We start from the raw sequence: 25,625 nt of genomic DNA, 5'->3' as shown, positions 1-25,625 counted from the left end.
AGTCACGTGCCCGTTGGCGGCCGCGGTTCGCCGTGGGCAGCTCCGGGAACGGCCGACATCGAGTACAGAGGAGTCGAAAGCGCCTGTGGCTAACGACAATGCAGAGACCTTGGCAGTAGAGCCCGAAGAGGAGACTGTTCCCAAGCCTGACACGCCCGCGGAGACGCCCAGGGAGTACGGTGCCAGCGATATCACCGTGCTTGAGGGCCTCGAAGCCGTGCGTAAGCGCCCCGGCATGTACATCGGTTCAACCGGTCTCCGAGGCCTACACCACTTGGTCTACGAAGTGGTGGACAACTCTGTCGATGAGGCCCTGGCTGGGTACTGCAGTCACATCGAGGTCACGCTTCGCGCTGATGGCGGCGTCCGTGTTGTGGACGACGGGCGCGGCATTCCGGTGGATATTCACCCCACGGAAGGCAAGCCCACCGTTGAAGTGGTCATGACCATCCTGCACGCCGGCGGTAAGTTCGGCGGCGGGGGTTACGCGGTATCCGGCGGTCTTCACGGCGTTGGTATCTCGGTTGTAAACGCCCTGTCCCGCCGAGTGGACACCGAAGTCCGCCGTCAGGGTCACGTTTGGCGCATGACCTTCGCCGACGGCGGCAAGCCCCAGGGCGAACTCGTCAAGGGCGAGGCTACAGACGTAACCGGGACGTCCCAGACGTTTTACCCGGACGGCACCATCTTTGAGTCCACCGAATTCGACTTCGAGACGCTTCGTGCACGGTTCCAACAGATGGCTTTCCTCAACAAGGGCCTGCGGATCACGCTGACCGACGAGCGTCCGGTATCCCGCGACGGCGGCGACGATCTTGATCTGGACGCCGTTGCAACAGAAGGTGAAGTCGCCGCGGAGCACCGCACCGTCGTGTACCAGTACCCGGACGGCCTGCTGGACTACGTCAAGCACCTGAACTCGAGCAAGAAGGTTGAAATCGTCCACGAGGACGTCATCGCTTTCGAAACCGAAGACACTGAACGGCACATCGCCGTCGAGGTTGCCATGCAGTGGACCACCGCTTACTCGGAAAGTGTCCACACCTACGCAAACACAATCAACACCCATGAGGGTGGAACGCACGAAGAAGGCTTCCGCGCCGCGATGACCTCGCTCATTAACCGCTATGCGCGGGAGAAGAGCATCATCAAGGAAAAGGAAGACAACCTTACCGGCGATGACATCCGTGAAGGATTGACGGCCGTTATCTCGGTGAAGCTCTCCGAGCCGCAGTTCGAAGGCCAGACCAAGACCAAGCTGGGCAACTCCGAGGTCAAGGGCTTCGTCCAGCGCGTTGTCACGGACCAGCTGGGTGACTGGCTGGAACGCAACCCCGGTCCGGCCCGCGACGTCATCCGCAAGGCCATATCGGCTGCCCAGGCACGCATGGCGGCCCGGAAGGCCCGCGATAACGCCCGCCGTAAGAGCCCGCTGGAATCGTTCGGCATGCCTGGCAAGCTGTCTGACTGCTCCTCAAAAGATCCTTCGCGCTGCGAGGTCTACCTTGTGGAGGGTGACTCGGCCGGCGGTTCGGCCAAGCGTGGCCGCAACCCGGAGACCCAGGCCATCCTGCCCCTTCGTGGCAAGATCCTGAACGTGGAGCGCGCCCGCCTGGACAAGGCCCTGGGTAACGCCGAAGTCCAGTCCATGATCACAGCCTTCGGAACGGGCATTGGCGAGGACTTCGACATCGCCAAGCTCCGCTATCACAAGATCGTCCTGATGGCCGATGCCGACGTTGATGGCCAGCACATCACCACCCTGCTGATGACGCTGCTGTTCCGCTACATGCGGCCGCTCATTGAGAACGGTTATGTGTACCTGGCACAGCCGCCGCTGTACAGGATCAAGTGGTCCAACGCAGCCCACGACTACGTCTATAGCGACCGCGAACGCGATGAAACCATCCGCAAGGGTGCTGCAATGAACAAGCGCCTGCCCAAGGACAACGGCATCCAGCGCTACAAGGGCCTGGGCGAAATGGACTACACCGAGCTGTGGGACACCACCATGGACCCGGATCGTCGCACGCTGTTGCAGGTCACCATGGATGACGCACTGGCCGCCGATCAGACCTTCTCCGTCCTGATGGGCGAGGACGTCGAATCACGCCGTAACTTCATTCAGCAGAACGCCAAGGACGTCAGGTTCCTCGATATCTAGGGGCCCACAGGGGCATCTGAATATTCCAGAACTGACATATACCTGAAACGGAAACCTTAGATTATGAGTGACGAAACTCCCGAAGTCCCGGCGGAATCAAGCGCCGACGACGTCATCCTTGAGGGCGATGTGCTGACCGACCGCGTGGAGCAGGTGGACCTGCAGACGGAAATGCAGCGGTCCTACTTGGACTACGCCATGGCCGTTATCGTCGGCCGCGCCCTCCCGGACGTTCGTGACGGCCTCAAGCCGGTGCACCGCCGCGTTTTGTACGCAATGTTCGACGGCGGCTACCGCCCCGACCGCTCCTTCAACAAGTGCGCCCGCGTTGTGGGCGATGTTATGGGTACGTACCACCCTCACGGCGACATGGCGATTTACGATGCCCTGGTCCGCCTGATCCAGGACTGGACCATGCGCTATCCGCTGGCGCTCGGCCAGGGCAACTTCGGCTCGCCCGGAAACGACGGCGCTGCCGCACCGCGTTACACCGAAACCAAGATGGCCCAGCTGGCCATGGAAATGGTCCGCGACATCGACGAGGAAACCGTCGATTTCCAGGACAACTACGACGGCAAGAACCAGGAACCCACCATCTTGCCGGCGCGTTTCCCCAACCTGCTGGTCAATGGTTCCTCGGGCATCGCCGTCGGTATGGCCACCAACATTCCGCCGCACAACCTTCGCGAAGTTGCCGAAGGCGTGCAGTGGGCGCTTGATAACCCCACCGCCACGCGCGAAGAGCTCCTTGAAGCGCTCCTGCTGCGCATCAAGGGACCAGACTTCCCCACAGGTGCCACCATCCTCGGCCACAAGGGCATCGAGGACGCATACCGCACCGGCCGTGGCTCCATCACCATGCGCGCCGTGGTCAACGTGGAGGAACTCCAGGGCCGCACCTGCCTGGTAGTAACCGAGCTTCCCTACCAGGCCAACCCTGACAACCTGGCCATCAAGATCGCCGAACTGGTCAAGGACGGCAAGATCCAAGGCATCGCGGACCTCCGCGATGAAACCTCCGGCCGTACCGGCCAGCGCCTGGTGATCGTGCTCAAGCGTGATGCCGTGGCCAAGGTGGTCCTGAACAACCTGTACAAGCACACTCAGCTGCAGGACAACTTCTCCGCCAACATGTTGGCGATTGTCGACGGCGTTCCGCGCACCTTGAGCCTGGACGCCTTCATCCGGCACTGGGTTGCGCACCAGATGGACGTCATTGCACGTCGGACCCGTTACCGCCTGCGTAAGGCCGAGGAAGAAGCGCACATTCTGCGCGCGCTCCTCAAGGCATTGGACATGCTGGACGAGGTCATTGCCCTCATCCGTGCGTCCAACACCACGGAAGCGGCTCGTGAGGGCCTTATGGAGCTCCTGGAAATCGACGAACTCCAGGCCCGCGCGATCTTGGACATGCAGCTGCGCCGTTTGGCTGCCCTGGAACGCCAGAAGATCCAGGACCGTCATTCCGAGCTCGAAGCCATGATCGAGGAATACAACGCGATCCTGGCTTCCGAGGAACGCCAGCGCCAGATCATCAGCGAAGAACTCGCGGAGATCGTCGCCAAGCACGGCGACGACCGCCGGACGCACATCCTGATGGGCTTCGACGGCGACATGTCCATGGAAGACCTGATCCCTGAAGAGGAAATGGTTGTCACCATCACTCGTGGCGGCTACGTGAAGCGGACCCGCAGCGACAATTACCGTTCGCAGCAGCGTGGCGGCAAGGGCATCAAGGGTGCGCAACTGCGTGGCGACGACGTCGTGGAGCACTTCTTCGTGACCACAACACACCACTGGTTGCTGTTCTTCACCAACCTTGGACGTGTGTACCGGGCAAAGGCCTACGAACTGGCCGAGGCCGGCCGTGACGCCAAGGGCCAGCACGTTGCCAACCTGCTGGCGTTCCAGCCGGACGAGCACATTGCCCAGGTCCTTGACCTGCGGGACTACCAGCAGGCTCCGTACCTGGTGCTGGCCACCAAGAACGGTCTGGTCAAGAAGACACGGTTGGAAGACTATGACACCAACCGCACGGCTGGTGTCATTGCCATCAACCTGCGCGATGAGGACGAGCTCGTATCGGCCCAGCTGGTCAGCGAAACCGATGACCTCCTCCTGGTATCACGCAAGGGCCAGTCCATCCGCTTTACGGCAACTGATGATGCACTGCGCCCCATGGGCCGGGCCACATCCGGTGTGACCGGTATGAAGTTCCGTGAAGACGACGAACTTCTTGCCGCAGACGTGGTCCAGGACGGCTCCTTCGTCTTCATCGTGACCGAGGGCGGCTACGCCAAGCGGACCGCCGTGGATGAATATCGGTTGCAGGGCCGTGGCGGCCTGGGCATCAAGGTAGCCAAGCTTGCTGAAGACCGCGGCGACCTTGTCGGCGCCTTGATCGTGCAGGAAGAGGACGAAGTCCTTGTGGTCATGGAGGGCGGCAAGGTAGTCCGCTCGGCAGTGACCGGCGTTCCCGCCAAGGGCAGGGACACCATGGGCGTCATCTTCGCCAAGCCGGACAAGAATGACCGCATTATCGAGGTTGCGCGCAACAGCGAACGCGGTTTGGAAGTCGAAGAGTCAGAGGACGGACTCGACGATGACGTAACGTTGGCTGCAAACGACGGCGCCTCCGAGGCGACCGTGACGGCCGAAACGGAAAACGACGTAGACCCGGAAATCGAAACGGGCGCGGAGCTGAACGAAGACAATACCGGAGGTAACGAGTGAGTAATTCCGACTCATATCCCAAGCCGAGCACAGGTGTCCCCGGCGGACTCCGGCAGCCCTCGGGCAGCGCACAGGCAGGAACGCCTGCAAGGCCCCAGCAACGTCCCGGAGCCGGTTCAGCCGGTTCCGGAGCAGCAGGAGCACGTCCCGCGGGCGGCACCAATTCGGGCCAGCGGCCTGCCAGTACCCCTGGTGCTTCCGGGCAGCGCCCCGCTACGGCAGCCCAACGTCCCGCCGGTGCTCCCGGCCAGCGCCCTGCGCAGCCCGGCCAGCGTCCGGCAGGCACCTCTGCCCAGCGCCCCGCACAGGGCGCCCCGGGCCTGGTGAAGCCGGCTCCCAAGGCCAAGGTCCGCCGTGCGCGCCTCCTTGTCAGCAAGGTGGATCCTTGGTCCGTGCTGAAGATGGCCTTCCTGCTGTCTGTTGCTTTGGGCATCGTCACTGTGGTGGCTGCCATCGTGCTGTGGACCGTGTTGGATATCACAGGCATCTTCAACCAGGTGGATAGCCTTCTCGGTACCCTGGCGGGATCAGAAGGCAGCGGATTCGAACTGAAGAAGATTGCTTCGCTTGGCCAGGTAGCGTCCTTTGCCACCATCATTGCCGTAGTGAACGTGGTCCTTTTGACTGCCTTGTCCATGCTTTCGGCAGTGCTGTATAACATTTCAGCAACGTTGGTTGGTGGCGTTGGCGTCACCCTGACTGACGACTAGAAAAAACCCCCGGAAATTCGCCGAAATGGGCGCAAATCCTCCGGGAAAATGCCTCGATTTGAGATCGGGTCGGGATGTGCTGTACAGTCATATCTCGGCCCGATGAGGCATCGGGGCGTATAGCTCAGGCGGTTAGAGCGCTTCGCTGATAACGAAGAGGTCCCAGGTTCAAGTCCTGGTACGCCCACGGAACCGAAAGAGGTTCAGGTAAAACTGAACCGGAATGAGGTGCTTGTGAAGAAGTTGCTGGTATTAGTAGCAGCTGCAGTCGCAGGCGTCCTGGTCTATAAAAAGACGCAGGAATCCGAAGCCCGGAAGGATGTCTGGAGCAAGTCAACCGACACGGTGGACTAGCCGAGGAGCCCGGTTTGAACTGGTAATTTACCAGTCGGGACATGGGGTATGATTGACGGGTTGCTTCTTATGGGGGCATGGCGCAATTGGTAGCGCACCTGCTTTGCAAGCAGGGGGTTCGGGGTTCGAGTCCCCGTGCCTCCACCATAAGAAAAGTCCCGGTCAGAAATGACCGGGACTTTTGCTTTTAAGACTCATTCCCCAACTGGCTGCCCGTCAGTGGGGGAATGCTTCGCCACACTAAGGTGGATCCGTGAACCTTCTCATTGCCGCGCTCGGGGTCCTGGGTGTTGCCTCCTCCGGTCCGCTCATTGCGGGCACTCTCGGAGCCACCTCGGTAACGGCCTTGGCAATAGCCTTCTGGCGCAACGCCATCGGTGCTGTGGTGATGGCGGCCCCTGTAGCCATCCGGGAGCCGAAAACATTCGGGAGGATCACGCGCCGTGAGTTTGGCTGGTCCGCTGTGGCCGCCGTGGCACTCGCCTTCCATTTCGCCTGCTTCATCACCGCGCTTCAGCTAACGTCCGTTGCTGCCGCTACTGCTTTGGTATGCCTACAGTCGGGGTGGATTGCGGTGTTCCAGTTGTTCCGGGGCACCCGGCACCGGTGGCCCGTGCTGCTGGGCCTGGGTATTGCGTTCGGGGGCGTAGTGGCCATCACCGGGTTCGACATGGGTTCATCCCCGGAAGCACTGCTTGGTGACCTCCTGGCGCTTGCTGGTGGCGCACTGGCCGGGCTGTACACGCTGGCGGGTGGCAAGGCCCGCCAGACGATGGGGACGGGAACCTACACCACGCTCTGCTACGGCATGTGCGCGGCGATTGTGGCCATGCTGGCTCTGTTCAGCGCCCAGCCACTGACAGGGTTCGACGCCGGTGGGTGGCTTGGCATTATTGCCATCACCGTGTGCGCGCAGTTGGTGGGGCACACGGCGTTCAACCACCTGCTGGCCACGATGAGTCCTTTGCTGGTGTCAATGATTATCCTGCTGGAGATTCCTGGTGCTGCAATCCTGGCAGCGATCTTCCTGAGCGAAACCTTGCCTGCGGGCACGTACGCGGGGCTTGCGCTGATCCTTGTGGGGCTGGCAGTCGTCGTGATCGGTCAGCGGCGGGGGCGGGCGGAAGCGGACCGACGCGAAGCCGAACTGGGCACCGACTAGGGTGCCGCCGTCGGGCGTTTACACACCGCCGCGGCGGACGCCCTGCGCAGAGTTGGCCGTGTGGATGGCGCGCAGCAACTTGGCCGGGAAGTACACGGAGAAGAACACCACCATGGGTGCCTTCAGGGCCATTTTCTTGACGTTGTGGGCCTTATACGTCCGATCGAAACGCTGGACGTAGTAGCGGTAGTCCCGCGGGGAGTCCTCGAGCCTCCGGGCGGACATTCCAGACACCATCTGGGGAAGGTACTGCACTTTGAGGTCGTGCTCGAACAAGTGCAGCGAAAGATCGATGTCCTCGTGCATCTCGTCCTTGGGGTCCAGGCACGCTTCATCACGGATGGTCGCCCATGCGGTGCGACGAAGGGCCATGTTGGAGCCGAAGAGGAAGTGGTACTGGTGCTTGGCCAGGCGGAGCATGAGCTGGCGCATCTTATCGTCCGCTTTGAGTCCGAACCGGCGCATAGGCATGTCGTAATAGACCACGGGACCTGTGGCTGCGGCGACGGATGGGTCCATGAATGCCTTTTGGACCTGTTCCACCCAATCCGGTTCGAGGACGGAGTCAGCATCGATGCGGCCCACCACGTCGCCTTTGGCATTGTTCAGCCCGTGGTTACGTGTGGGGATCAGGCCCTGGGTGGTTTCCTGCCGCAGGAGGATGATTGGGCTCTCGGGGTATTCCTGCTGCATCTGGCGCACGATCCTTGCCGTGCGATCCGTGGACAGATTATCCACCACGATGATCTCTTGAGCAGGAACGGACTGGTAGATGGCCGCGATGAGGCACTGGCGAATGACGCTTTCCTCGTTATACGCCGGGATGACGATGGACACGCCCGGAGGTTCCGGAGCATCCTGGAGGGGTCCCGCGAGGGGTCTATCGGCTGACATCCCCTCAAATCTAACACCCGGGGCAGGGCGCCCGATGGAGGCTTTGGTTACAAGCCGGCAAACACTGAAGGGATCCCGGCAATGGCCGGGATCCCTTCAGTGTTTGACTTGCCGGCCCCTGCTTGAGGCTGTATGTCAGGGTTTAGATCTGTGAGCCTTTGGCGTCGGAATCCTTGCCTTCGGTGTCCTTGTGCATGCTGGCCGCGATGTTCTTGACGGCAGTCTTGGCGTCGGTTCCCACCTTTTCGGTGGAATCCTCGACGTTCTTGAACGCATCCTTTGTTGCCTGCTCGACCTCAGCTGCGGCTTCCTCCGGTGTGATGTCCGAGGCTTTCGGTTCTGCAACTGCTGCTGCTCCGGCTGATACAGCGGTATCGGCCGGAGTAGAAGTCGTTGCGGGGACAGGAGCGGGTGTAGGTGTGACCGGAGAAGGCGTCTTCCACGGGTCCTCAACCGGCTTGGAGGCCTTCCAAGCAGCCACGCCGGCAGCGGCGGCGGCGGCAATGACCGTGACGATCAACCATCCACGCTTCTTGGGCTTCGGTTCATTCACCAACGTGGTGGAAACGGCCTTGCTCGCTTGGTCGGCAACTGCCTTGATCTGCTTGCCGGTGGCCTGGGCCTGCTCCTGGACGCTGTGGACAACACCGGAATCAACCAGCTTCTGCGCCACGGCGTCTACCTGTGCGGGAGCGTTCTCGAGAACGTGATGAACAGCTACGGAAGCTTGGCCCAACTGCTCCGATAGCTTGGGCAAATACTCCACCACCACTTTGTCCCTTGCATGGCCAAGAGCAGGGGTGGCCTTGTTGAGCGTCTCCTGAATCCTGGGTGTCGCATCTTCAACTACGTCATGGATCTTCGGCGCGAGGTGCGCCAACCCGTCCTGGATCCGCGGCGTAACAACTGCAACGCCGTCGGCGAGGTTGTGCGCAGCGGACTTCAGCCCCTCTTGGATCTTGGGGGAAGCGGTGTCAATGCCGTGCTGGATACGCGGAACAGCCCAATTGACGGCTGCTTCCACACGCGGTGCAGCCCAGTCGCGGGCGTTATCCACACCGGCCGTGACTGATTGTTCGAGTTCGCGGGCAATACGGTCTGATTTCTTCACAACTACCTCCCGATACACATGCTCGTTTGTTGCTAGCCTACGTCGCTTGTGGAACACCGGCTATTCATCTGTTCGAGTTCGTCCCGGATTTCACCGAGCGCGGAACCGGCTTTACAGCCCGACGGGCGTTGACCCTGCATGGAAGAATGTTCCCATGACCATCGCAACCGCAAAAGCAACGATCCACACGAGCCTCGGCGACATCAAGGTTGACCTCTTCGGCAACCACGCCCCCAAGACGGTCGCCAACTTCGTTGGCCTGGCCACGGGCGAAAAGTCCTGGAACCACCCGGAAACCGGCGAAGACAAGACCGGTACGCCGCTTTACAACGGCACCATCTTCCACCGGATCATCAAGGACTTCATGATCCAGGCCGGCGATCCCCTGGGCCGCGGCGTGGGTGGCCCGGGCTACCAGTTCGACGACGAAATCCACCCGGAGCTGACCTTCAACGCTCCTTACAAGCTTGCCATGGCCAACGCCGGCATCCAGATGGGCAAGGGGACCAACGGGTCACAGTTCTTCATCACCACCGTGAACACCGACTGGCTGTTCGGCAAGCACAGCATCTTCGGCGAGGTAACGGATGAGGAATCCCGCAAGGTAGTGGATGCGATCGAGTCCGTCCGCACCGGCATGGGCGACCGCCCCGTTGAAGACGTCGTCATCAACAGCATCGACATCGAACAGCTCTAGTCACACTCTGAACCAGAGCCCATGAGTTACGGAATTCCGTCGGCCGAGCCGTCCGCTGATATTCCGGTGTGCCCCAGGCACCCGGACAGGCCCTCCTATGTGCGCTGCCAGCGCTGTGGACGCCCTGCGTGCCCCGAGTGCCAGCGGGCGGCCGCCGTCGGATTCCAATGCGTTGACTGCGTCAACGAGCAAAAGCGCACGACGCCGACATACCGCTCCCCGTATGGCGGAGCCATGGCCACGGGCCGGCCTTTGGTGACGTACGTGATCATTGGCCTGTGCGCACTGGTTTACATTCTTCAGTGGATCGTGCCCGGGGACGCGGTATTCGAGAACTTCGCGTTCGCCAACATCTTTGCTGTCAGTGAGCCATGGCGCATGGTCACAGCGGCTTTCCTGCATTCCCAGGGATTCCTGCTCCATATCGTCCTGAACATGTACACGCTGTGGATTTTCGGACAGGCCCTTGAGCCTTTGCTCGGGCGGATCCGGTTTCTTGCTGTGTACTTGATTTCCGCAATTGGCGGATCTGTGGGCTTCCTTGCCCTAACGCCCACCACCTTGCCCGCGGTAGGCGTGGTGGGCGCTTCCGGTGCCATCTTCGGCCTCTTCGGCGCCATGCTTGTTGTGCAGCGCCATCGTGGTGGAGAGACCAAGCAACTGTGGGTTTTGATCGCCATCAATGGTGCCATCGGCTTCTTCGTGCCCAGCATTGCCTGGCAGGCGCACCTTGGGGGTTTGATTACAGGCGGCCTGGCTGCCGCCGCCATCGCCTACGCACCGCGCGGCAAGAACCAGGCGCTGCTTCAGGCTGGTGGGCTGGTGCTCGTTGCGGGCCTGCTGGCCGTGGTTACCTGGTTCCGCGTCACAGCTGGCTAGCGGGCCCTTTCTCTTCGTTTTTGACCGGCTGCCGCAGGATGGTCTTGAGCTTTTCCGGATCGGTACGTCGCGGATCACCAAGGTAGATCTCATGGTGCCTGCCGGTCATCGTCAGCGACTGCTCAGGTATGAACTTGGTGTGCATCTCTTCAAGCACTGGTCCTTCATTGTCGTAAGGGCCTATGTGGAGGGTCTGAACGCTCAAACCTTCAGGGAGCGGCTCCAGACGAAGTGCCTCCAAAACCGGGGCGCCCCCCTTCTTGGCGACCGCCTCCCGAGCCATTGCCACATGCTCCTGGGTGACCCAGTCGGGGACCATATTCATCAGCGTCCAGTCCCAGCGTGACTTGTCCCTGGAACTGGTGAACGACTCCATGTCATCCGACCACCACAGTGCTTCGAGCGGCATTACCGTGTAGTCCCGGCCGAGCTCGTTCTTGCTGAAGAACTTCAATCTGTACGCCACGGGATACAGGGTAGTCAGCGCGTCCTTGTAGGACTGCGCGGTGTTGGGGTCCCCGTGACCGTCGATCATCAGGAACTGAAGGGTGGGGACCGTGACAACCGAGAATTGGCCGTGCTTGGCGTTGTAGGTGGGGATCTGCTTCTTGAAGTCGCTCTTCATGGCACCACCGTACTCCCAGGCTTATCCACAGACGTTTTCCACACTGTGCGTAACTTACATGCGTGTAGTTATCTTGTTTGGCCGTCAGGACGCTCGTCAGGGCGGTAGATATCCCCCGAAAGGCATGCATTTCTCCACACCTGTGGATAACTTTGTCCCCGCAGAGTGCAGATGTGTGGACAAAGGAGCCATATTCCGGCCGCCTGTGGACAAACCTGTTAATGACGCTATAGAGAGCTAAGTATCAACAGGCTTATCAACAGTGTTAATAACTTACACAGATGTAGTTCAACGTACAGAGGGTGCTGTAAAGCCCGCCAAAGCAGCGATCCCGACTGGAAAACCCACACCTTATCCCCATCTGTGGATAACTTGTGGGTAGGCGGTTGTTGTTAAGTGGGTAACTCTTTGCCAATCTGCGTGGCAGGAGTAGCGATGGACCCGTGAAAGTCGGCCGCCAAGCCCTCCGGAGTGATCCTCGGCAAATCAGGCAATTCCGGAATGTTGAACTTTGCGTGAAGCTTGGAGCACAATCCACAGCGCGATACACAGTGGGTAAAAGTGGATCCGGTCGGGTCCCGGGACCGGGATCGGCGTAGTGGCAACGATTCTCCCCACAAGTACGTGGATGTCCACAGAAGTTATCCACGCCTGTGGATAAAGTTACGCACTTCTGTGGACAAGAACTGTGGACTAATAGAAACGTTGACGCCGGGTATGAGGACCCTCCGGTCTACGCCCACACTCCTGAGGTGCCTCGCCGGTGACTGTCCAGGAGATGGGTGTCGATGATGCCCACGGCTTCCATGAGGGCGTACATGGTGGTGGGGCCCACGAAAGCGAAACCCTTCTTCCTGAGTGCCTTGGATAAAGCAATCGACTCCGGGGACGTGGTGGGGATATCGGCCATCGTGTTGGGTGCTGGCGTGGTTTCGGGCTGGAACGACCATACGAAGTCCACCAAGCCGCCTTCTTCGCGCAAGGCAACGGTGGCCTTGGCGTTGGTGATGGCGGCATTGATCTTTAACCTGTTGCGCACAATCCCGGCATCAAGCATGAGCCGCTCCACATCGGCCTCGTTGAAGGCGGCGACACTCTCCGGATGGAAGTCCAGGAAGGCCTTCCTGAAAGCATCCCGTTTCCGAAGAATGGTGGCCCAGGACAGGCCCGCCTGGAACGCTTCGAGACTGATGCGCTCGTACATGCCCTGTTCATCGCGGACTGGCATTCCCCACTCGTGATCGTAGTACGCCTGCATGAGGGGATCTGAGGCAGCCCACAGAGGACGCGCCAAGCCATCCTCACCGACGATGGTGCCGTTATCCGGGGTCATGCATGCTCCTCTGCAGCCGGGCAGCTTAGGCAGCCAGCCAGTAATTCAGCTTCAGGGGACATTCTGCCCTGTGCCTCAGACATTCGTGCGGTAGGACCCCGACATCACAACAATCCCGTAACTCGCATTGTGATGTTGATCCGTCCTCGTGCCAGGCCACAACCAACCGGCGCCGTACCCGGACGGACTTTGGGGATGCCGTGATAAGCGAACCGTGATGGTCCTCCGAAGACAAAGAGGTCTCCGGAGTGAAGTTCAACGTCCGTGTATGGCTTGGTCCGCGTCTGGGTATTTCCAAATCGGAAGACACACGTCTCTCCGATGCTGAGCGAAACCACGGGTGCGGTGGAACGCTCGTCCTTGTCCTGGTGCATTCCCATGGCAGCGCCGTCATCGTAAAAGTTCACCAGAGCGGCATCGGGTGTGTAGTCGTTGGCCAACGCGCTCAGGGACCCATCGCCTTCAATGCGCGAGGAGTAGGCAGCCTCCACCGCATTCCGGCCCAAGCGCACCATCCAGTCCGGGAAATCGAGCACCGGACGGCCATTGACGTCCGTAGCCTCCCTTGTGTACTTGTAAGGCTGCCAGTGCCAACCAAGGCATACAGTTCGTACCGACATCTGGCGTCCGCCCGGGAGGGTGGCGGCACGCAGTGGAACCGGTCCCTGCGTCCATTCGTCAAAGCGCGCCGCGATCCAGCGTTGCTGCTCAAGGGTGAGCCAGCCAGGCACGTGGACGGCACCGGGCGCGATGAGGCGGGGACCGGCGTCGTGCCCTTCCGGCTGTAGAAGTTCCAGCGGAAACAGGGCGTCGTCACTCACGCTGCTGCCTCAAGACGGAGCAGTGCGCGTTTGGCCTCGCTTCCGCCAAGGTAGCCGCCGAAACTGCCGTCAGACTTCACTACCCGGTGGCACGGCACGATGAGGGGCAAGGGATTGGTGGCGCAGGCGGTTCCGACGGCGCGGACCGCGTTTGGACTGCCGGCTGCCTGGGCCACTTGGGCATAGCTGGCTGTGTTGCCGTAAGGGATCCGGGGCAGGTGGCGCAGGACGTTGAGGCGGAAACCGCGGGATAAACGGAAGTCCAGGGTGAGATCAAACTCCCTCCTGGTTCCTTTGAAGTACTCGTCGAGTTCCCGGGCGGCGTCGTCCAAACGCGCTGGAGCCTGAAGGATCCGCGGACTCACCGTATTTGCCAGGAGCTGCAGGACGGAGTCGTGGTCTTCCAGCTCGAAGGCGACGCGGACAATTCCACGATCCGTGGCAGCCAAAAGGAGCTTCCCTAATGGGGAGTCCACAATCCTGTACGCGATGTCCAAGGTATGGGTGAGTTGCGCGTCGCGTGCCAACCGTGCGTGGAGACTGGCAATGGCTGGTTCGAGTCCTGCATCCAAGGGGTTCAGGAGGGAAACGACCTCGGCGTGATCCGGGCTGAGTTCAAGGGTCATCAGAAATCACCTTTCGAGGATGTGTGAGCCAGCGACGTGTGTGCTGCAAGAGCCGAGCGGAGTGATTTCACGCCGTCCGCACCTGCGCGGCGGGCAGCCTCGGCGGTGCCCCCCAACAGGGCAGCAACATCGTTATATGGAAGGCCCGCTAGATAGTGGTAGGCAACGGCCTGGCGCTGTTTTGGCGGAAGGCTGGTTACGGCGTCCAGCAGTTCCTCATGGCCGTCACCGGGAATGCCGAGGCTGGAATGTTGTTCGGGTGGATGGTCCACCGGCAGGGCGCGGCGGGTACCGGCACGCACATGGTCGATGCATTTGCGGTGGGCGATGGTGACCAGCCAGGCTTCAACATTCGCCCCAGCCGGGAGGGCCGGGTACGCCTGCAGGGCGGCCAGGAATGTATCTGACCATGCGTCATCGGCATCGTGCACCCCGAGGATTGCACGGCACACCCGAAGCACTGTGGCACCCTGTTCCCGGACCACTGCTTCGAACGGCTTCTTGTTGACCACTTGCCCTGACTTCATTAGAAAAGCTTGCCCTCCCGCACTTCTGCCGGCTCTTCCAATTCCAGGAGGAAGCGCTTGTTTCGAAGGCCACCTGCGTATCCGGTGAGTTGTCCGTTGCGTCCTACCACTCGATGGCAGGGAATGATGATGCTGATGGGGTTGCGTCCAACCGCGGACCCAACGGCCTGGGCAAGATGGGGATCCCCCAACTCCGTTGCTAATTCCCCGTAGCTGACGGTTTCACCGAAAGGAATATCTTGAAGCCGTTCCCAGACCTTCTCCTGGAAGGGGTTTCCCAGGGCTTCAAAGGGGACATCAAAAACCGTCCGGTGACCATCCAAATACTCGGCGAGTTCGGTCCGGGTCCGCGCGAAAACAGGATCCTCGATTCCAATCGGGTCTCCGAAGTAGTCGGGCGGAGGCATATGCCAGTGGCCCTCGTAGAAGATGCCCGTCAAAAATTCCCCGCGGGCAGTCAGCGTCAACTGCCCCAACGGGGAATCCAAGGTGGTGTGCCGGCTGCTCATATCTTGTAGACGTCCACGGGCACGGAAATGTGAGGTGCGGAATTCCTAGGAGCGCCAGCGAGTGGTCATCAGGAAGCCGACGATCGCGATCCCGAAGCCTGCCACGATGTTCCACGAGGCCCACTCGCGGATGGGGAGTTGGCCCTCAGTGATGTAGAAAGTGATGATCCAGATCAGGCCGAGGATCATCAGGCCGAACATGACAGCCTTGTACCAAACCGGGTTGGGCTTGTACTGCTGTGCTGCGGAAGTCTGCTGGGCCTGACGGGCAGGCCGCTTGCGGGGCTTGGACTCGGGCACGGATCCTCCTGGCTGTTCGGTTAATACCCGTTCCCGCCAGCCTTGATATCCTGCAGGAAGGAAATTTCCAGCGGTTAACGGCCCACGGCGTTCCGGGTTGGTTCTAGCTGTCAAGTCTAGCCGCAACCTGGGTCCGCCCGTGCCGCCCGCGCCCTATGCAAGGAGACCCTGTGGCGCATCAGCAGCAGACGGCGGCTTCAGCCGTGCCGTCCGCCCGCCAAGGGCAGGAACTGCGCCCCCGAAAGCGTCTTCGGGCCTCGGACGTCATCCGAAAAATCAGTCAGATCCTTGGCGAACTGCTCATCACTGCAGGCATTGTCCTTCTGCTCTTTGTGGGCTGGGAGCTGTGGTGGACCAACGTGCAAGCGGATGCAAAGCAGACCGAAGCGATCAAGAGTTTCGCACAGGAATTTTCCGGCCCCCTAACTCCGGCAGCACCTGCCGAACCCGTGGACTATGGACCGCCAGTGGTAACGCCGGCACCGGCTTACGCCGGAATGATCGGGATCATGTACATCCCCCGCTTCGGTCCGGAATACACGCGACCCATCATTGAAGGTACCGGTTCAGACGTTCTGGACACACTGGGACTGGGGCACTATGGAACCACCGCCATGCCTGGCGCACCCGGAAACTTCGCTGTGGCCGGCCACCGTCAAACTCACGGTGCTGTATTGGACAACATCCACACGCTGGTTCCCGGGGACAAGGTGTACATCCAGACGGCAGACGGCTACTACACCTACGTCTTCCGCAATAACCAGATCGTCCTCCCGAACCGTACAGACGTCCTGATGCCTGTCCCCACTCAACCGGGAGTCAAGCCGACGGAGAGTATCCTCACCATGACCAGTTGCAACCCCCGATTCGGGTCACAGGAGCGAATCATCGCCTACTCTTTGCTGGATAGTTGGCAACCCGCCTCAGCCGGACCGCCGTCGGAAATTGCCGCCCAAGTAGCCCGGGCACACGGAAAGGGGTAACCGATGTACGCGTGGATCTTCCGTAATTTGCCGGGCCGCTTGTGGGTACGAATCCTGACATCCTTGGTACTTGTGGGCCTGGCCCTGGTGCTGATGGTCCAGTTCCTCTTCCCGTGGTTCTCCCAATTCACCACTTTGACCGACTCAACGATTGGTTTAGTGCAGCAGCCATGAGCACAACAAAAATTCTTGTAGTGGATAACTACGACAGCTTCGTCTACACGCTGGTGGGATACCTCCAGGAACTAGGCGCGGAAACAACGGTTGTCCGCAATGACGACGTGACACTCGCCGAAGCCACTGAGCTCGCGGCTAGCCGCGACGGCGTCCTTGTCTCCCCCGGCCCTGGCACCCCTGCCGAAGCAGGCGTCTGCATCGAGCTCATCAAGTGGTGTGGCGAGGCCGCCAAGCCCATGTTCGGTGTCTGCCTGGGACACCAGGCCCTCGCCGAGGCCTATGGCGGTGTGGTGACTCACGCGCCGGAACTTATGCACGGTAAGACTTCGCCTGTCCGTCACGAAGGGAAAAGCGTTTTTGCCGGCCTCCCCTCGCCCGTGACAGCCACGCGCTACCACTCACTCGCAGCAGTACGGGACTCCATACCGGACGTTCTGGAAATCACCGCCGAGACCACCAACGGAGTGGTGATGGGCCTGCAGCACAAGACCGCGCCTCTGTGCGGCGTCCAGTTCCACCCGGAGTCGGTGCTCACCGAAGGCGGGTATCAGATGCTTGGCAACTGGTTGGAGTCCCTCGGCATGACCGGGGCAGCCGAACGTGCATCGAAACTGAGCCCGCTGATCAAGCAATAAACAACGCAAGGACCGTCTGTCGCGGGCGCCGGTAGCGGTCAGGCCAAGTACGTCATTTCTTGGTTGGCGTGGGCTTTGGCGTAGGTTTCTCGGTTTCCGTTGGCGTCGGTGTGGGGACCGGCACCGGGGCCTTCGCCACCGTGACAGTCACCACCTTGCCCTGATCCACCTCCGTGTTGAAAGCCTCGCTCTGAGCCGTGACCTTCCCCGGCTCTACTTGCGAGTTTTCCTGTTCCACTATCGCAATGTTCAGGCCGTTGGCCTTGAGCGCTGCTTCAGCTTCAGCCTGTGGCAACGCAATCAGCTGGGGCATGAGGACCTTGCCGGAGGAAACCTGCAGCTCTACTTTGGCATCTACGGCGATCGCGCCTCCGGGTGCGGGTGCCGTGCTGATCACCACGCCCAAGGGGACGGTGGGATTGTGGGTCCGGGTTGTCACGATGTCGCCGGTGATGCCAAGCCTGCGCAAAGCGTCGCGCGCGTCCAGTTCAGTGCGCCCCACGATGTCCGCCGGAATGGTCACTGAGCTGGGTCCGCTGGAAATCTTCAGGACAACTTCAGCATCCTGTTCCAACATGGCACCAGCAGTGGGCGACGTGCCGATGGTCATGTCCTTGGCCACGGTGTCGCTGGGCTCACGCACAGACTTGGGCTTCAGTTTGGCCGAGTACAGTTCCTGGATCGCTTGGGTTTCAGACATGTTGGTCACAACCGGTACGGCGATTTTCTCCGGGGGCGGTGGTTGCATGTTCATGAGGCTGTAGAGCCAGAAACCACCGCCGGCCAGCACCAGGAGCGTGAAGATCACCAACGTGGCAACCCAGGCACGACGGCGGGACCTCTGGCGGGTCGGCAGCTCACGTTCCGGCGGGAGGCCCAAGGGAAGAGGCTCTTCCTGGGGCTGATCAACAGGTTCATTCTTGAACTGATCGGCATTGAGGAAGCCTACGGCCGTGGTGCTCAAGAGCTCTGTTGCCGGGTCCTCGGGTTCCACGAGATCGTTGGGGTCGGTGGGGGCCTCACTGGCCGCCACTGCGGGCACAGGAATGCCGTTACTGGCCGCGCGCAGCGCGCGGCGGAAGGCTGCTGCATCCTGGAATCGATCTGTCCGGCTCTTCTGCAGTGCCTTTGCCAGGACTGAATCCAAGGCTTCGGAGACTTCCGGGTTGTGGGCGCTGGGCAGGTCCGGGGTCTCACGGACGTGCTGATATGCCACTGACACAGGGCTGTCGCCGATGAACGGAGGACGGCTGGTCAGCAACTCGAAGAGGAGGCATCCGGCCGAGTAGAGGTCACTGCGCGCATCCACCGTTTCACCACGGGCTTGCTCCGGCGAAAGGTACTGCGCCGTGCCCACCACGGCCTGTGTTTGGGTCATGGTGGCGGCAGAATCCGCCATGGCACGCGCGATGCCGAAGTCCATGACCTTCACGTCCCCGGTGTCGGCGCAGACCATCACATTGGCAGGCTTGATATCGCGGTGGACGATGCCTGCGCGGTGGCTGTATTCGAGGGCGCCAAGGACACCCAGTGTGAAGCCGATGGAGTCCTCGACGCCAAGCTCGTTCGCCTTGATCATGTCGCGCAGGGTGCGTCCGTCGACGTACTCCATGACGATGTAAGGGACACGCACGTCTTCGCCCGGACCTCCCGGAACGGAGTATTCGCCGGTATCGAAGATCGCCACGATAGCTGGGTGGTTCAACGCCGCGACAGCCTGGGCCTCGCGCTTAAAACGGGCTTGGAACTGGGGATCGCGCGCGAGGTCCGCACGCAGCACCTTGACGGCGATGGTCCGTCCCAGCAGGGTGTCCGTTCCCCGGTAGACGTCCGCCATGCCGCCACGACCGATTAGCTCGCCAAGTTCATAGCGGGAATTGAGGATGCGCTGAGAGGACACAGGTGTGCTCTCCTCTCGGTGCGCAGGACCTGGGCGTGGCGTTGACATGGCTGCTTACTTAATTGCTCGGGCTGCCGGAGCCGCTGGGGGTAGCAGTGGACGATCCGGGATCAACCGGAACCAGTGCCTTGGACAGGTAGTAAGTGACTGTGGACCCTGCGGGCACCTGGGTTCCGGCCGCCGGTGAGGATCGGACGAACGTTTCTGGCTGCTGGCCGATGGCGCCGTTGACGGGTTCTCCCGCAACCCACAGAAGACCGGCTCCTTCGATGGCCTGCCGAATCCGCGTTTCGTCGACTCCTACTGCGATGGCGGGTACAGCGACCAATTCGGGGCCCTTGGAGTAGGTCACGGTGATGGTTTGTCCCGGATCAACAGGACCGGTGGGGTTGAGGGTCGTCACGATTCCCGCGGCAGCGGTGTCGTCAAAGACCTCCTGGCCGTTGACTGCGAAACCCAAGGCGCGAAGTTGCGCGCTGACCGTCTCGAATGGTTGACCCACGTACTGCTCAGGGATGATGTTGATCTTCTGGGGAACCGACTGCGTAGGCTGCGGCGCCTCAGAGGTCTGCGTGGGCCTGGGCGTAGGTGTAGCCGACGTTGACGTCGGGCTGGCGCTCCGGCTGGGGCTGGTGGTGGTTGACTCAGTGGGTGCGGGGCTCGGCGAGAAGAATCCCGACTGCGAGATCAGGAAGCCAACCAAGGCAAACAGGACCAGCAGGATCAGGGCAACAAGGGGCCAGGTCCACGGGCTGCGCTTCTTACGCTCCGGCTCAGCATCGTCGAAGTTCTCGTCGTCGGTGTAGACCACTTCTTCGTCGTCGGTGAGCTGTCGCTCGGCCTCCAGCGCGTTCGCGCGCGCCAGGGGGTTATCAGAAGACGCGGCAGCGGCTCCAATAGCAGCCCCTGCGGCTCCTGCGCCAAGGACCGGCAGTGCGGAAGTCGCCGTCGTCGATTGTTCCTTGCCGTAAGGCGAGGTAACGACGCCGGTCGGAGCCGTTGCGGTGTCGACCGGTGCCGTGATGGGGCCTGTTGTGGATTCGAACAGCAACATTCCGGGTACGGCGGCGTGCGCCGTGGCGATGTCACCGTTGCGGATCGCTTCGGCGGCTTCGGCCAGCTTGATGGCGTTGGCCGGACGGTTCTTGGGGTCCTTGGCCAGCATGGACATCAGCAGCGCCCTCACTGGGGTGGGCAGCGTCTCCGGAAGGGGCGGCGGCGCGTCATTCACTTGGGCGAGGGCAATGGCAATCTGCGATTCACCGGAGAACGGACGGTGCCCGGTGAGGCACTCGTAGCCGATGACGCCGAGCGAATAAATGTCCGAAGAACCCGTTGCGGTCTGGCCGGTTGCTTGCTCCGGAGCCAAGTACTGGGCGGTGCCCATGACCTGGCCGGTCTGCGTGAGCGGCACCTGGTCCGCTAAACGGGCGATACCGAAGTCGGTGACCTTTACGCGGTTGTCCGGCGTTATCAGCAGGTTGCCCGGCTTGATATCGCGGTGGACCAAGCCCTGCGCGTGCGCAACGGCGAGGGCACGCGCGGTCTGCGAGATGATGGAGAGCGTCATGTCCGGGGACAGCACCTGCTCGCGCTCGAGGATGCCGCTCAGCGGGTGTCCGGGCACGAGCTCCATGACCAGATAGGCCGAACCGGCTTCCTCGCCGTAATCGAAGACGTTGGCGATGCCCACGTGGTTAAGAAGGGCGGTGTGACGCGCCTCGGCACGGAAGCGCTGGAGGAAGCCGGGGTCACCCGTGTATTCCTCCTTGAGCACCTTGATGGCAACGATCCGGCCGAGGATCTGGTCCTTGGCCTTCCAGACCTCGCCCATGCCGCCAATCGCAATGCGACTGGTCAGCTGGAACCTGCCGCCGAGTGTGATTCCCGAAGTAGGCCTCACTTATTCAACACCGCCTCAAAAATCTTCTTTGCGTTCGGACTGGTTAGCTGGGCCCCGGTTTGCACGTCAACACTCTCCATGACAATGGTGACGGCTACTTGCGGGTCGTTTGCCGGGGCGAACCCGGTAAACCATGAGTTGTTCAAACCTGAATCACCGAGCTCCGCCGTGCCGGTCTTGCCGGCCACCTTGACCCCGGGAACAGCTGCTCCGTTGGCAATGCCGTTGTCCACCGCGCTGGTCATCCATTCGGTGATCTGGCCCGCGATGGGCTGAGTGGTGCTGGTGCGGAGGGCTTCGGGCTTGAGCTCGCTGATGACGCGCAGATCAGGGGCGCGCACTGTCTTGACCAGATTTGGCTTCATCTGCACGCCGCCGTTCGCAATCGCCGCAGTCATCATGTTGATCTGCAACGGGGTGGCCTTGACATCACGCTGGCCTACTGACGACTGAGCGAGCTGGGCCTGGTCGAGGTCCTCCGGGAAGACACTGGTGGCGTGCTGGAGCTTGAGCTGATCGCCGAAATCCTGACCGAAGCCGAACTTTTGCGCCTGTTCCCGGATGGCATCCTGACCGAGATCAAGTGCAATGCTCGCAAACGGAGTGTTGCACGACTGCTCCAAAGCGAAAGCGAACGACGCTGTCTCGCGGACGTTGCAGTTACCGCCAGCGTAGTTGGGAAGGCTGGCACTGGATCCGGGCAACGGCAGGCTGCTGGGGTTCGGCAGCTCGCTGTCCTTGTTGTACTTGCCCGAGTTCAGTGCAGCCGCAGTATCAATGAGTTTGAAGACTGATCCGGGCGAGAGCAGGTTACCCGTGGGGCCACTGACGCTTTGGTTGAGGTTGATGCCTGGAATCTCCAGCAACTGTGCGTAATTTGCGTCTGCTGATGTTTTGTCATGGGTGGCAATCAGGTTCGGATCGTAAGTCGGCTTGGAAACCATCGCGAGGACCGCACCGGTCTTGGGGTTGGTGACCACAATGGAGCCGCGCTGCCCGTCAGGAATGAGATCCATGGCCAACTGCTGGATGGCTGGGTCCAAGGTCAGTTCCACCGATGCTCCCTTCGGTTCTTTGCCGAGGAACATCTGGCTCATGCGATCCAGGAACAGCTGGTCCGAGTTTCCGGCCAGGGTTTCACCCATCGACTGTTCCAGACCGCTGGAACCAAAGAATTTGGAGAAGTATCCGGTGACGCCGGCATAAAGTTCCGGCTGGTTGTACTTTCGCTGGAACGCGCAGGACTCTGTTCCCGGAACAGACTCAACCACCGGCTTGCCAGCCACGATGATCGAGCCGCGCTCGTTGCAGAAGGAGGCCAAAATGGCGCGCTGGTTCCAAGGGTTGTCGTTGAGGTCGTCAGCACCAATGACCTGGACATAGCTGATGGCGCCGAAGATCAACGCGAACATGGCGACGGCGGCCATCCAGGAGCTGCGAATAGCCTGGTTCACTGTTGCTTCACCGCCTCAGTTGGTGCGCTGGGTGTCTGTCCTGTTGCCGGTTTACGTGTGCTGGAATTGCTGCTGCTGGTCGGGGGTTTGTTGACCATGGGAGTGGTGTCCACCGGGCCGCGGGCCGTATTGGAGATCATGAGCAGCAGGCCAACGATTATCCAGTTAGCCAAAAGCGACGAACCCCCGGCCGCAAGGAAAGGAGTCGTGAGGCCGGTCAAGGGGATTAGCCGGGTAACTCCACCGATGACCACGAAGCACTGCAGTGCAATCGCAAAGGACAAACCACATGCAAGGAGCTTCCCGAACGCATCGCGAGTGCCCAGAGCTGCGCGGAAGCCGCGGGTGAAGAGCAAAAGGTAAAGCATCACCACGGCGAAGAGGCCAATCAGTCCCAGCTCTTCGCCGATAAGTGCCACGATCATGTCGCTGTTGGCGAAAGGCACCAAATCCGGCCTGCCTTGGCCAAGGCCAGTTCCAACCAGCCCGCCATCGGCCATCCCGAACAAGCCCTCGACGATTTGCCCGCTACCCCCGGGAGACCTGCCGAAGACCTCCGGGGTGAAGGCATTGATCCAACTGTCGATCCTGAATGCCACATGCGAGAAGATCTGGGCGGCAATGAAGCCGCCGCCCAGGATCAGGAGCAGACCGATAACCACCCACGAGATCCGGCTGGTGGCCACGTAGATCATTACAATGAACAGGCCGAAGAAGAGGATGGAAGATCCGAGGTCACGCTGGAAGACGAGCACACCAATACTCACCAGCCAGGCAGTGATCATGGGTCCCAGGTCCTTGAACCGTGGGAACTGCATGGGGCCGATCTTTCGCCCGGCCAGAAGAATGAGGTCCCGGTTGGAGGAAAGATACCCGGCAAAGAATATGGCCAGGGTGATCTTGGCGATTTCACCGGGCTGGAACGTCATAGGACCCACACGGATCCAAACACGCGCACCCAGGATCTCACCGGCGGAAATGCCCGGAATCAAAGGCAGGACCAGCAGGAAAGCACTGGCCGCCAAGGAAATATACGTGAAGCGGCGAAGGATGCGGTGGTCCTTCAGGAACCAAATCACGGCAATGGAGACTGCCATGGCGATGAGTGTCCACCGCAGTTGGTTGTTGCCTGTGTCGTCTCCGGGGCCGTCCATACGGTGAATCAGGGCAAGGCCGAGCCCGTTGAGCGCTACGACGATAGGAAGTATTACTGGGTCGGCATATTTTGCCCGGAGCCTGAGGACAACGTGGAATGCGAAAGCTGCCACCGCCAGGAGGCTCGACTGGAACCAGAAGTCGCTGTCCAGCCCGATTTCCGAGTTGATGCTCACCAACGCACTCGCGCCGATACCTACGGCAAGGGCCAGGACGATGAGCACCAGCTCAACATTCCGGCGGGGTTTGGGGGCAATCTCAGTCTGCATCATTTGGCCGCCTCACAGGGAGTCGGGACGGGCGAAGGGGTGGGGCTGGCTACGGCAGCAGTGCTGGGTATGGGCACAGTGGCTGACGGCGTAGGCGTGGCGGTGGCCGATCCCGTGGTCGTGGGAGTTGGGCTCGGGCAGTTGGCTGAGGCGCTGCCAGTGTTCCTCAGGTTCTCCACAATGCCCTGTGCGCCGTTGAGGTCACCCGCCGGAACTGTTTGGCGTACGCTCTGCTGGCCGTATTCCGGCAATGAATCCACCCTGATATCGGTTACGGCTTCAAGCCGGGAAAGCTGAATTGGTCCGAGCCTCTGCGAGATCCCGTTGAAGATCGCAACCCGCTGATCGTATTCGCCCACGTAGTAGCGCGTTTGTGTCCAGGCATAGCCGAGCCACAGGCCCACCACGACGCCAAGCACAACGACAGCTGCGACGGCAGGCATCAGCCAACGCACGCGGCGACGTGCCGGCTCCTCGGCCTCCACGCGGTCTTGCTCAGCTTTGTGGGTCAGGACCGTTGCGGCCCTGCGTGCAACAGTGCGGCCGGCAACGGTAGGAATGGAGCCCGTTTCGGCAGCCGTGGCTGCAGCGCCAACAAGTTCATGGGGGCGACTGGCCAATTCCTCGCGCAGCACTTCGGCTGACAAGTGCTCACCCAGATGAGGATCGGTAGTGGTGGGAGGTTCAGCGGACTCATCCGAGGACGCAGCCTCAGCCTCGTCCTGTTTGTCGCCCGGATCGCTCGCGCTGAACGATGATCCAGCATCGGCCGGCCGCGCGGCCTTGGCCTGGGACTCGGCTTTGGTGTCGTCTGCAGCTTTGTCGGCAGTTAGGCCATCCGGGGACTTGGTGGCCGTGACTGCCTCGGGCTCGTCAACCGCGGCAAGCGCCGCTGCGGGAACGACGTCGACGGCGGCCGTGTTGACGTCGTCGTCGGTCTCCTCCGCAATTTCCAGCATCACCACGGTGACGTTGTCCGGGGCGCCGGCTTCCAATGTAAGGTCCACAAGGATCTCAGCGCATTCGCGCAGGTCCCTGGTCTCGCGAACCATGCGCTCCACGACGTGGCCAGCTACATAGTTGAGTCCGTCGGAGCACAGCAGCCAGCGTTCGCCAGGCTCGACGTCCAGCACGTCCAGGTCCAGCTCAGGGCTGGCATCGACATCGCCGAGAACTCGCATCAGGACGTTCTTGTGCGGATGCGTTTCGGCTTCCTCCGGACGGAGCCGCCCTTCGTCAATGAGTCGCTGCACGAACGTGTGGTCAACGCTGACCTGCTCGAACTTCTTGTTGCGCAGCCGGTAGGCGCGGGAGTCGCCAATGTGGGCGAAGTGGAGCTTGCGGCCCTCCAAGAGCAACGCGGTAACCGTGGTTCCCATGCCCGAGAGTTTGGGATTCTGGTGAACCAGCTCGGAAAGCAGTGAATTAGCGGTCTGGATCTCGTCGGCAAGGACGGTGTCCGCACCCTCCGGGTAGTCGTCATGATCAAGGTGGATCATGTCCAGGACTGTTGAAGCGGAGGCGACATCGCCGCCGGCGTGACCGCCCATGCCGTCGGCCACCACTGCAAGATGGCGGCCCACATAAGCGGAGTCGTCATTCTTGGAGCGGATCCGTCCGACGTCTGAACGCGCGGCGTAGCGCATGATGAGCGGGCGCTCCGCAGGCTTTTCCTGGCCTTTGGGGGTCTCGGGGGAGGCCATG

24 protein-coding genes and 2 tRNA genes are annotated in these 25,625 nt (G+C 61.2%); 12 read left to right on the top strand and 14 right to left on the bottom strand.

Annotated features, from left to right (window positions below):
- Nucleotides 1-85: 85 nt before the first annotated feature.
- The 7 genes from gyrB to AC0J5Z_RS02010 all read left to right on the top strand — a co-directional run bounded on the left by gyrB (nt 86) and on the right by AC0J5Z_RS02010 (nt 7,123).
- Nucleotides 86-2,164, top strand: a complete 2,079-nt coding sequence (gyrB, locus tag AC0J5Z_RS02040) for a DNA topoisomerase (ATP-hydrolyzing) subunit B (protein WP_475037136.1) — start codon at nt 86-88, stop codon at nt 2,162-2,164.
- A 63-nt stretch (nt 2,165-2,227) separates the two neighbouring features.
- Nucleotides 2,228-4,897, top strand: coding sequence for a DNA gyrase subunit A (gyrA, locus tag AC0J5Z_RS02035; protein ID WP_475037135.1), 2,670 nt, complete (start codon nt 2,228-2,230; stop codon nt 4,895-4,897).
- Nucleotides 4,894-5,607 (top strand): DUF3566 domain-containing protein, encoded by a 714-nt coding sequence (locus AC0J5Z_RS02030; protein WP_475037134.1) that lies wholly within the window; start codon nt 4,894-4,896, stop codon nt 5,605-5,607. Before gyrA ends, AC0J5Z_RS02030 begins: the two co-directional genes overlap by 4 nt.
- Nucleotides 5,608-5,720: 113 nt before the next feature.
- Nucleotides 5,721-5,794 (top strand) — tRNA-Ile (locus AC0J5Z_RS02025).
- 47 nt (nt 5,795-5,841) lie between these two features.
- Nucleotides 5,842-5,961 carry a DLW-39 family protein gene (locus tag AC0J5Z_RS02020; protein WP_475037133.1) on the top strand — a complete coding sequence of 40 codons (120 nt, stop codon included), beginning with the start codon at nt 5,842-5,844 and terminating at the stop codon, nt 5,959-5,961.
- Nucleotides 5,962-6,032: 71 nt separating this feature from the next.
- Nucleotides 6,033-6,108 (top strand) — tRNA-Ala (locus tag AC0J5Z_RS02015).
- 106 nt (nt 6,109-6,214) lie between these two features.
- Nucleotides 6,215-7,123 carry a DMT family transporter gene (locus AC0J5Z_RS02010; protein ID WP_475037132.1) on the top strand — a complete coding sequence of 303 codons (909 nt, stop codon included), beginning with the start codon at nt 6,215-6,217 and terminating at the stop codon, nt 7,121-7,123.
- An 18-nt stretch (nt 7,124-7,141) separates the two neighbouring features.
- On the opposite strand, the gene AC0J5Z_RS02005 is transcribed toward AC0J5Z_RS02010, so the two are convergent.
- Together AC0J5Z_RS02005 and AC0J5Z_RS02000 are read right to left on the bottom strand one after the other, a co-directional pair.
- On the bottom strand, nt 7,142-8,017 hold the full coding sequence (locus AC0J5Z_RS02005) for a glycosyltransferase family 2 protein (protein ID WP_475037131.1): 876 nt from the start codon (nt 8,015-8,017) through the stop codon (nt 7,142-7,144).
- A gap of 142 nt (nt 8,018-8,159) precedes the next feature.
- Nucleotides 8,160-9,128 carry a hypothetical protein gene (locus AC0J5Z_RS02000; protein ID WP_475037130.1) on the bottom strand — a complete coding sequence of 323 codons (969 nt, stop codon included), beginning with the start codon at nt 9,126-9,128 and terminating at the stop codon, nt 8,160-8,162.
- A 154-nt stretch (nt 9,129-9,282) separates the two neighbouring features.
- On the opposite strand from AC0J5Z_RS02000, the gene AC0J5Z_RS01995 reads away from it, so the two are divergent.
- Nucleotides 9,283-9,825 (top strand): peptidylprolyl isomerase, encoded by a 543-nt coding sequence (locus AC0J5Z_RS01995; RefSeq protein ID WP_011772794.1) that lies wholly within the window; start codon nt 9,283-9,285, stop codon nt 9,823-9,825.
- A 21-nt stretch (nt 9,826-9,846) separates the two neighbouring features.
- On the top strand, nt 9,847-10,704 hold the full coding sequence (locus tag AC0J5Z_RS01990) for a rhomboid family intramembrane serine protease (RefSeq protein ID WP_475037129.1): 858 nt from the start codon (nt 9,847-9,849) through the stop codon (nt 10,702-10,704).
- On the opposite strand, the gene AC0J5Z_RS01985 is transcribed toward AC0J5Z_RS01990, so the two are convergent.
- From AC0J5Z_RS01985 to AC0J5Z_RS01955, 7 genes are all read right to left on the bottom strand, one after another.
- A complete protein-coding gene (locus tag AC0J5Z_RS01985; RefSeq protein ID WP_475037128.1) occupies nt 10,691-11,329 on the bottom strand; it encodes a GyrI-like domain-containing protein in 639 nt (212 codons plus the stop codon). The two genes, AC0J5Z_RS01990 and AC0J5Z_RS01985, sit on opposite strands and share 14 nt — an antisense overlap.
- A gap of 733 nt (nt 11,330-12,062) precedes the next feature.
- On the bottom strand, nt 12,063-12,662 hold the full coding sequence (locus tag AC0J5Z_RS01980; protein ID WP_475037127.1) for a DNA-3-methyladenine glycosylase I: 600 nt from the start codon (nt 12,660-12,662) through the stop codon (nt 12,063-12,065).
- Nucleotides 12,663-12,766: 104 nt separating this feature from the next.
- A complete protein-coding gene (locus tag AC0J5Z_RS01975; RefSeq protein ID WP_475037125.1) occupies nt 12,767-13,483 on the bottom strand; it encodes an alpha-ketoglutarate-dependent dioxygenase AlkB family protein in 717 nt (238 codons plus the stop codon).
- Nucleotides 13,480-14,109, bottom strand: coding sequence for a methylated-DNA--[protein]-cysteine S-methyltransferase (locus AC0J5Z_RS01970; protein WP_475037124.1), 630 nt, complete (start codon nt 14,107-14,109; stop codon nt 13,480-13,482). Before AC0J5Z_RS01970 ends, AC0J5Z_RS01975 begins: the two co-directional genes overlap by 4 nt.
- The gene (locus AC0J5Z_RS01965; RefSeq protein WP_475037122.1) at nt 14,109-14,636 is read right to left on the bottom strand and encodes an RNA polymerase sigma factor; all 528 of its coding nucleotides are present in this window, start codon (nt 14,634-14,636) and stop codon (nt 14,109-14,111) included. The genes AC0J5Z_RS01970 and AC0J5Z_RS01965 overlap by 1 nt, the downstream gene beginning before the upstream one ends.
- Complete coding sequence (locus AC0J5Z_RS01960; RefSeq protein ID WP_475037121.1) at nt 14,636-15,145, bottom strand: methylated-DNA--[protein]-cysteine S-methyltransferase; 510 nt, start codon at nt 15,143-15,145, stop codon at nt 14,636-14,638. Before AC0J5Z_RS01960 ends, AC0J5Z_RS01965 begins: the two co-directional genes overlap by 1 nt.
- Before the next feature lie 45 nt (nt 15,146-15,190).
- Nucleotides 15,191-15,445, bottom strand: coding sequence for a cell division protein CrgA (locus tag AC0J5Z_RS01955; protein ID WP_043469552.1), 255 nt, complete (start codon nt 15,443-15,445; stop codon nt 15,191-15,193).
- A gap of 155 nt (nt 15,446-15,600) precedes the next feature.
- Here AC0J5Z_RS01955 and AC0J5Z_RS01950 point away from each other — a divergent pair, with 155 nt between their 5' ends.
- The 3 genes from AC0J5Z_RS01950 to AC0J5Z_RS01940 are packed head-to-tail and all read left to right on the top strand — an operon-like array spanning nt 15,601 to nt 17,240.
- Nucleotides 15,601-16,428, top strand: a complete 828-nt coding sequence (locus AC0J5Z_RS01950; protein WP_475037120.1) for a class E sortase — start codon at nt 15,601-15,603, stop codon at nt 16,426-16,428.
- 3 nt (nt 16,429-16,431) lie between these two features.
- Entirely contained in the window at nt 16,432-16,602 is a 171-nt protein-coding gene (locus AC0J5Z_RS01945; RefSeq protein WP_475037119.1) for a hypothetical protein, read from the top strand.
- Nucleotides 16,599-17,240 (top strand): aminodeoxychorismate/anthranilate synthase component II, encoded by a 642-nt coding sequence (locus AC0J5Z_RS01940; protein ID WP_475037118.1) that lies wholly within the window; start codon nt 16,599-16,601, stop codon nt 17,238-17,240. The genes AC0J5Z_RS01945 and AC0J5Z_RS01940 overlap by 4 nt, the downstream gene beginning before the upstream one ends.
- A gap of 52 nt (nt 17,241-17,292) precedes the next feature.
- Here AC0J5Z_RS01940 and pknB read toward each other — a convergent pair whose 3' ends face one another.
- The 5 genes from pknB to AC0J5Z_RS01915 are packed head-to-tail and all read right to left on the bottom strand — an operon-like array spanning nt 17,293 to nt 25,624.
- Nucleotides 17,293-19,188: a Stk1 family PASTA domain-containing Ser/Thr kinase gene (gene pknB, locus AC0J5Z_RS01935; protein ID WP_475037116.1), complete on the bottom strand. Its 1,896-nt coding sequence runs from the start codon at nt 19,186-19,188 to the stop codon at nt 17,293-17,295.
- A gap of 10 nt (nt 19,189-19,198) precedes the next feature.
- Nucleotides 19,199-21,043 carry a protein kinase domain-containing protein gene (locus AC0J5Z_RS01930; protein WP_475037112.1) on the bottom strand — a complete coding sequence of 615 codons (1,845 nt, stop codon included), beginning with the start codon at nt 21,041-21,043 and terminating at the stop codon, nt 19,199-19,201.
- Nucleotides 21,040-22,497 (bottom strand): penicillin-binding transpeptidase domain-containing protein, encoded by a 1,458-nt coding sequence (locus AC0J5Z_RS01925; protein WP_475037110.1) that lies wholly within the window; start codon nt 22,495-22,497, stop codon nt 21,040-21,042. The genes AC0J5Z_RS01930 and AC0J5Z_RS01925 overlap by 4 nt, the downstream gene beginning before the upstream one ends.
- A complete protein-coding gene (locus AC0J5Z_RS01920) occupies nt 22,494-23,924 on the bottom strand; it encodes an FtsW/RodA/SpoVE family cell cycle protein (RefSeq protein ID WP_475037107.1) in 1,431 nt (476 codons plus the stop codon). The genes AC0J5Z_RS01925 and AC0J5Z_RS01920 overlap by 4 nt, the downstream gene beginning before the upstream one ends.
- A complete protein-coding gene (locus AC0J5Z_RS01915; RefSeq protein WP_475037104.1) occupies nt 23,921-25,624 on the bottom strand; it encodes a PP2C family protein-serine/threonine phosphatase in 1,704 nt (567 codons plus the stop codon). The genes AC0J5Z_RS01920 and AC0J5Z_RS01915 overlap by 4 nt, the downstream gene beginning before the upstream one ends.
- Between the last annotated feature and the right edge of the window lies 1 nt (nt 25,625).

It is taken from the genome of Paenarthrobacter sp. TRD_SC_7 (assembly GCF_056156245.1).
Note: the sequence above shows the minus strand (reverse complement) of the source record. Positions and strands in the feature narration are given on the sequence as shown.

Coding starts and splice junctions, on each gene's coding strand:
- AC0J5Z_RS01965 (WP_475037122.1), bottom strand. CDS start 14,636: ATGAAGTCAGGGCAAGTGGTCAACAAGAAGCCGTTCGAAGCAGTGGTC.
- AC0J5Z_RS01945 (WP_475037119.1), top strand. CDS start 16,432: ATGTACGCGTGGATCTTCCGTAATTTGCCGGGCCGCTTGTGGGTACGA.
- AC0J5Z_RS01915 (WP_475037104.1), bottom strand. CDS start 25,624: ATGGCCTCCCCCGAGACCCCCAAAGGCCAGGAAAAGCCTGCGGAGCGC.
- AC0J5Z_RS01990 (WP_475037129.1), top strand. CDS start 9,847: ATGAGTTACGGAATTCCGTCGGCCGAGCCGTCCGCTGATATTCCGGTG.
- AC0J5Z_RS01970 (WP_475037124.1), bottom strand. CDS start 14,109: ATGACCCTTGAACTCAGCCCGGATCACGCCGAGGTCGTTTCCCTCCTG.
- AC0J5Z_RS01985 (WP_475037128.1), bottom strand. CDS start 11,329: ATGAAGAGCGACTTCAAGAAGCAGATCCCCACCTACAACGCCAAGCAC.
- AC0J5Z_RS02005 (WP_475037131.1), bottom strand. CDS start 8,017: ATGTCAGCCGATAGACCCCTCGCGGGACCCCTCCAGGATGCTCCGGAA.
- AC0J5Z_RS01980 (WP_475037127.1), bottom strand. CDS start 12,662: ATGACCCCGGATAACGGCACCATCGTCGGTGAGGATGGCTTGGCGCGT.
- AC0J5Z_RS01950 (WP_475037120.1), top strand. CDS start 15,601: ATGCAAGGAGACCCTGTGGCGCATCAGCAGCAGACGGCGGCTTCAGCC.
- AC0J5Z_RS01920 (WP_475037107.1), bottom strand. CDS start 23,924: ATGATGCAGACTGAGATTGCCCCCAAACCCCGCCGGAATGTTGAGCTG.
- AC0J5Z_RS01940 (WP_475037118.1), top strand. CDS start 16,599: ATGAGCACAACAAAAATTCTTGTAGTGGATAACTACGACAGCTTCGTC.
- AC0J5Z_RS01960 (WP_475037121.1), bottom strand. CDS start 15,145: ATGAGCAGCCGGCACACCACCTTGGATTCCCCGTTGGGGCAGTTGACG.
- AC0J5Z_RS01995 (WP_011772794.1), top strand. CDS start 9,283: ATGACCATCGCAACCGCAAAAGCAACGATCCACACGAGCCTCGGCGAC.
- pknB (WP_475037116.1), bottom strand. CDS start 19,188: ATGTCAACGCCACGCCCAGGTCCTGCGCACCGAGAGGAGAGCACACCT.
- gyrA (WP_475037135.1), top strand. CDS start 2,228: ATGAGTGACGAAACTCCCGAAGTCCCGGCGGAATCAAGCGCCGACGAC.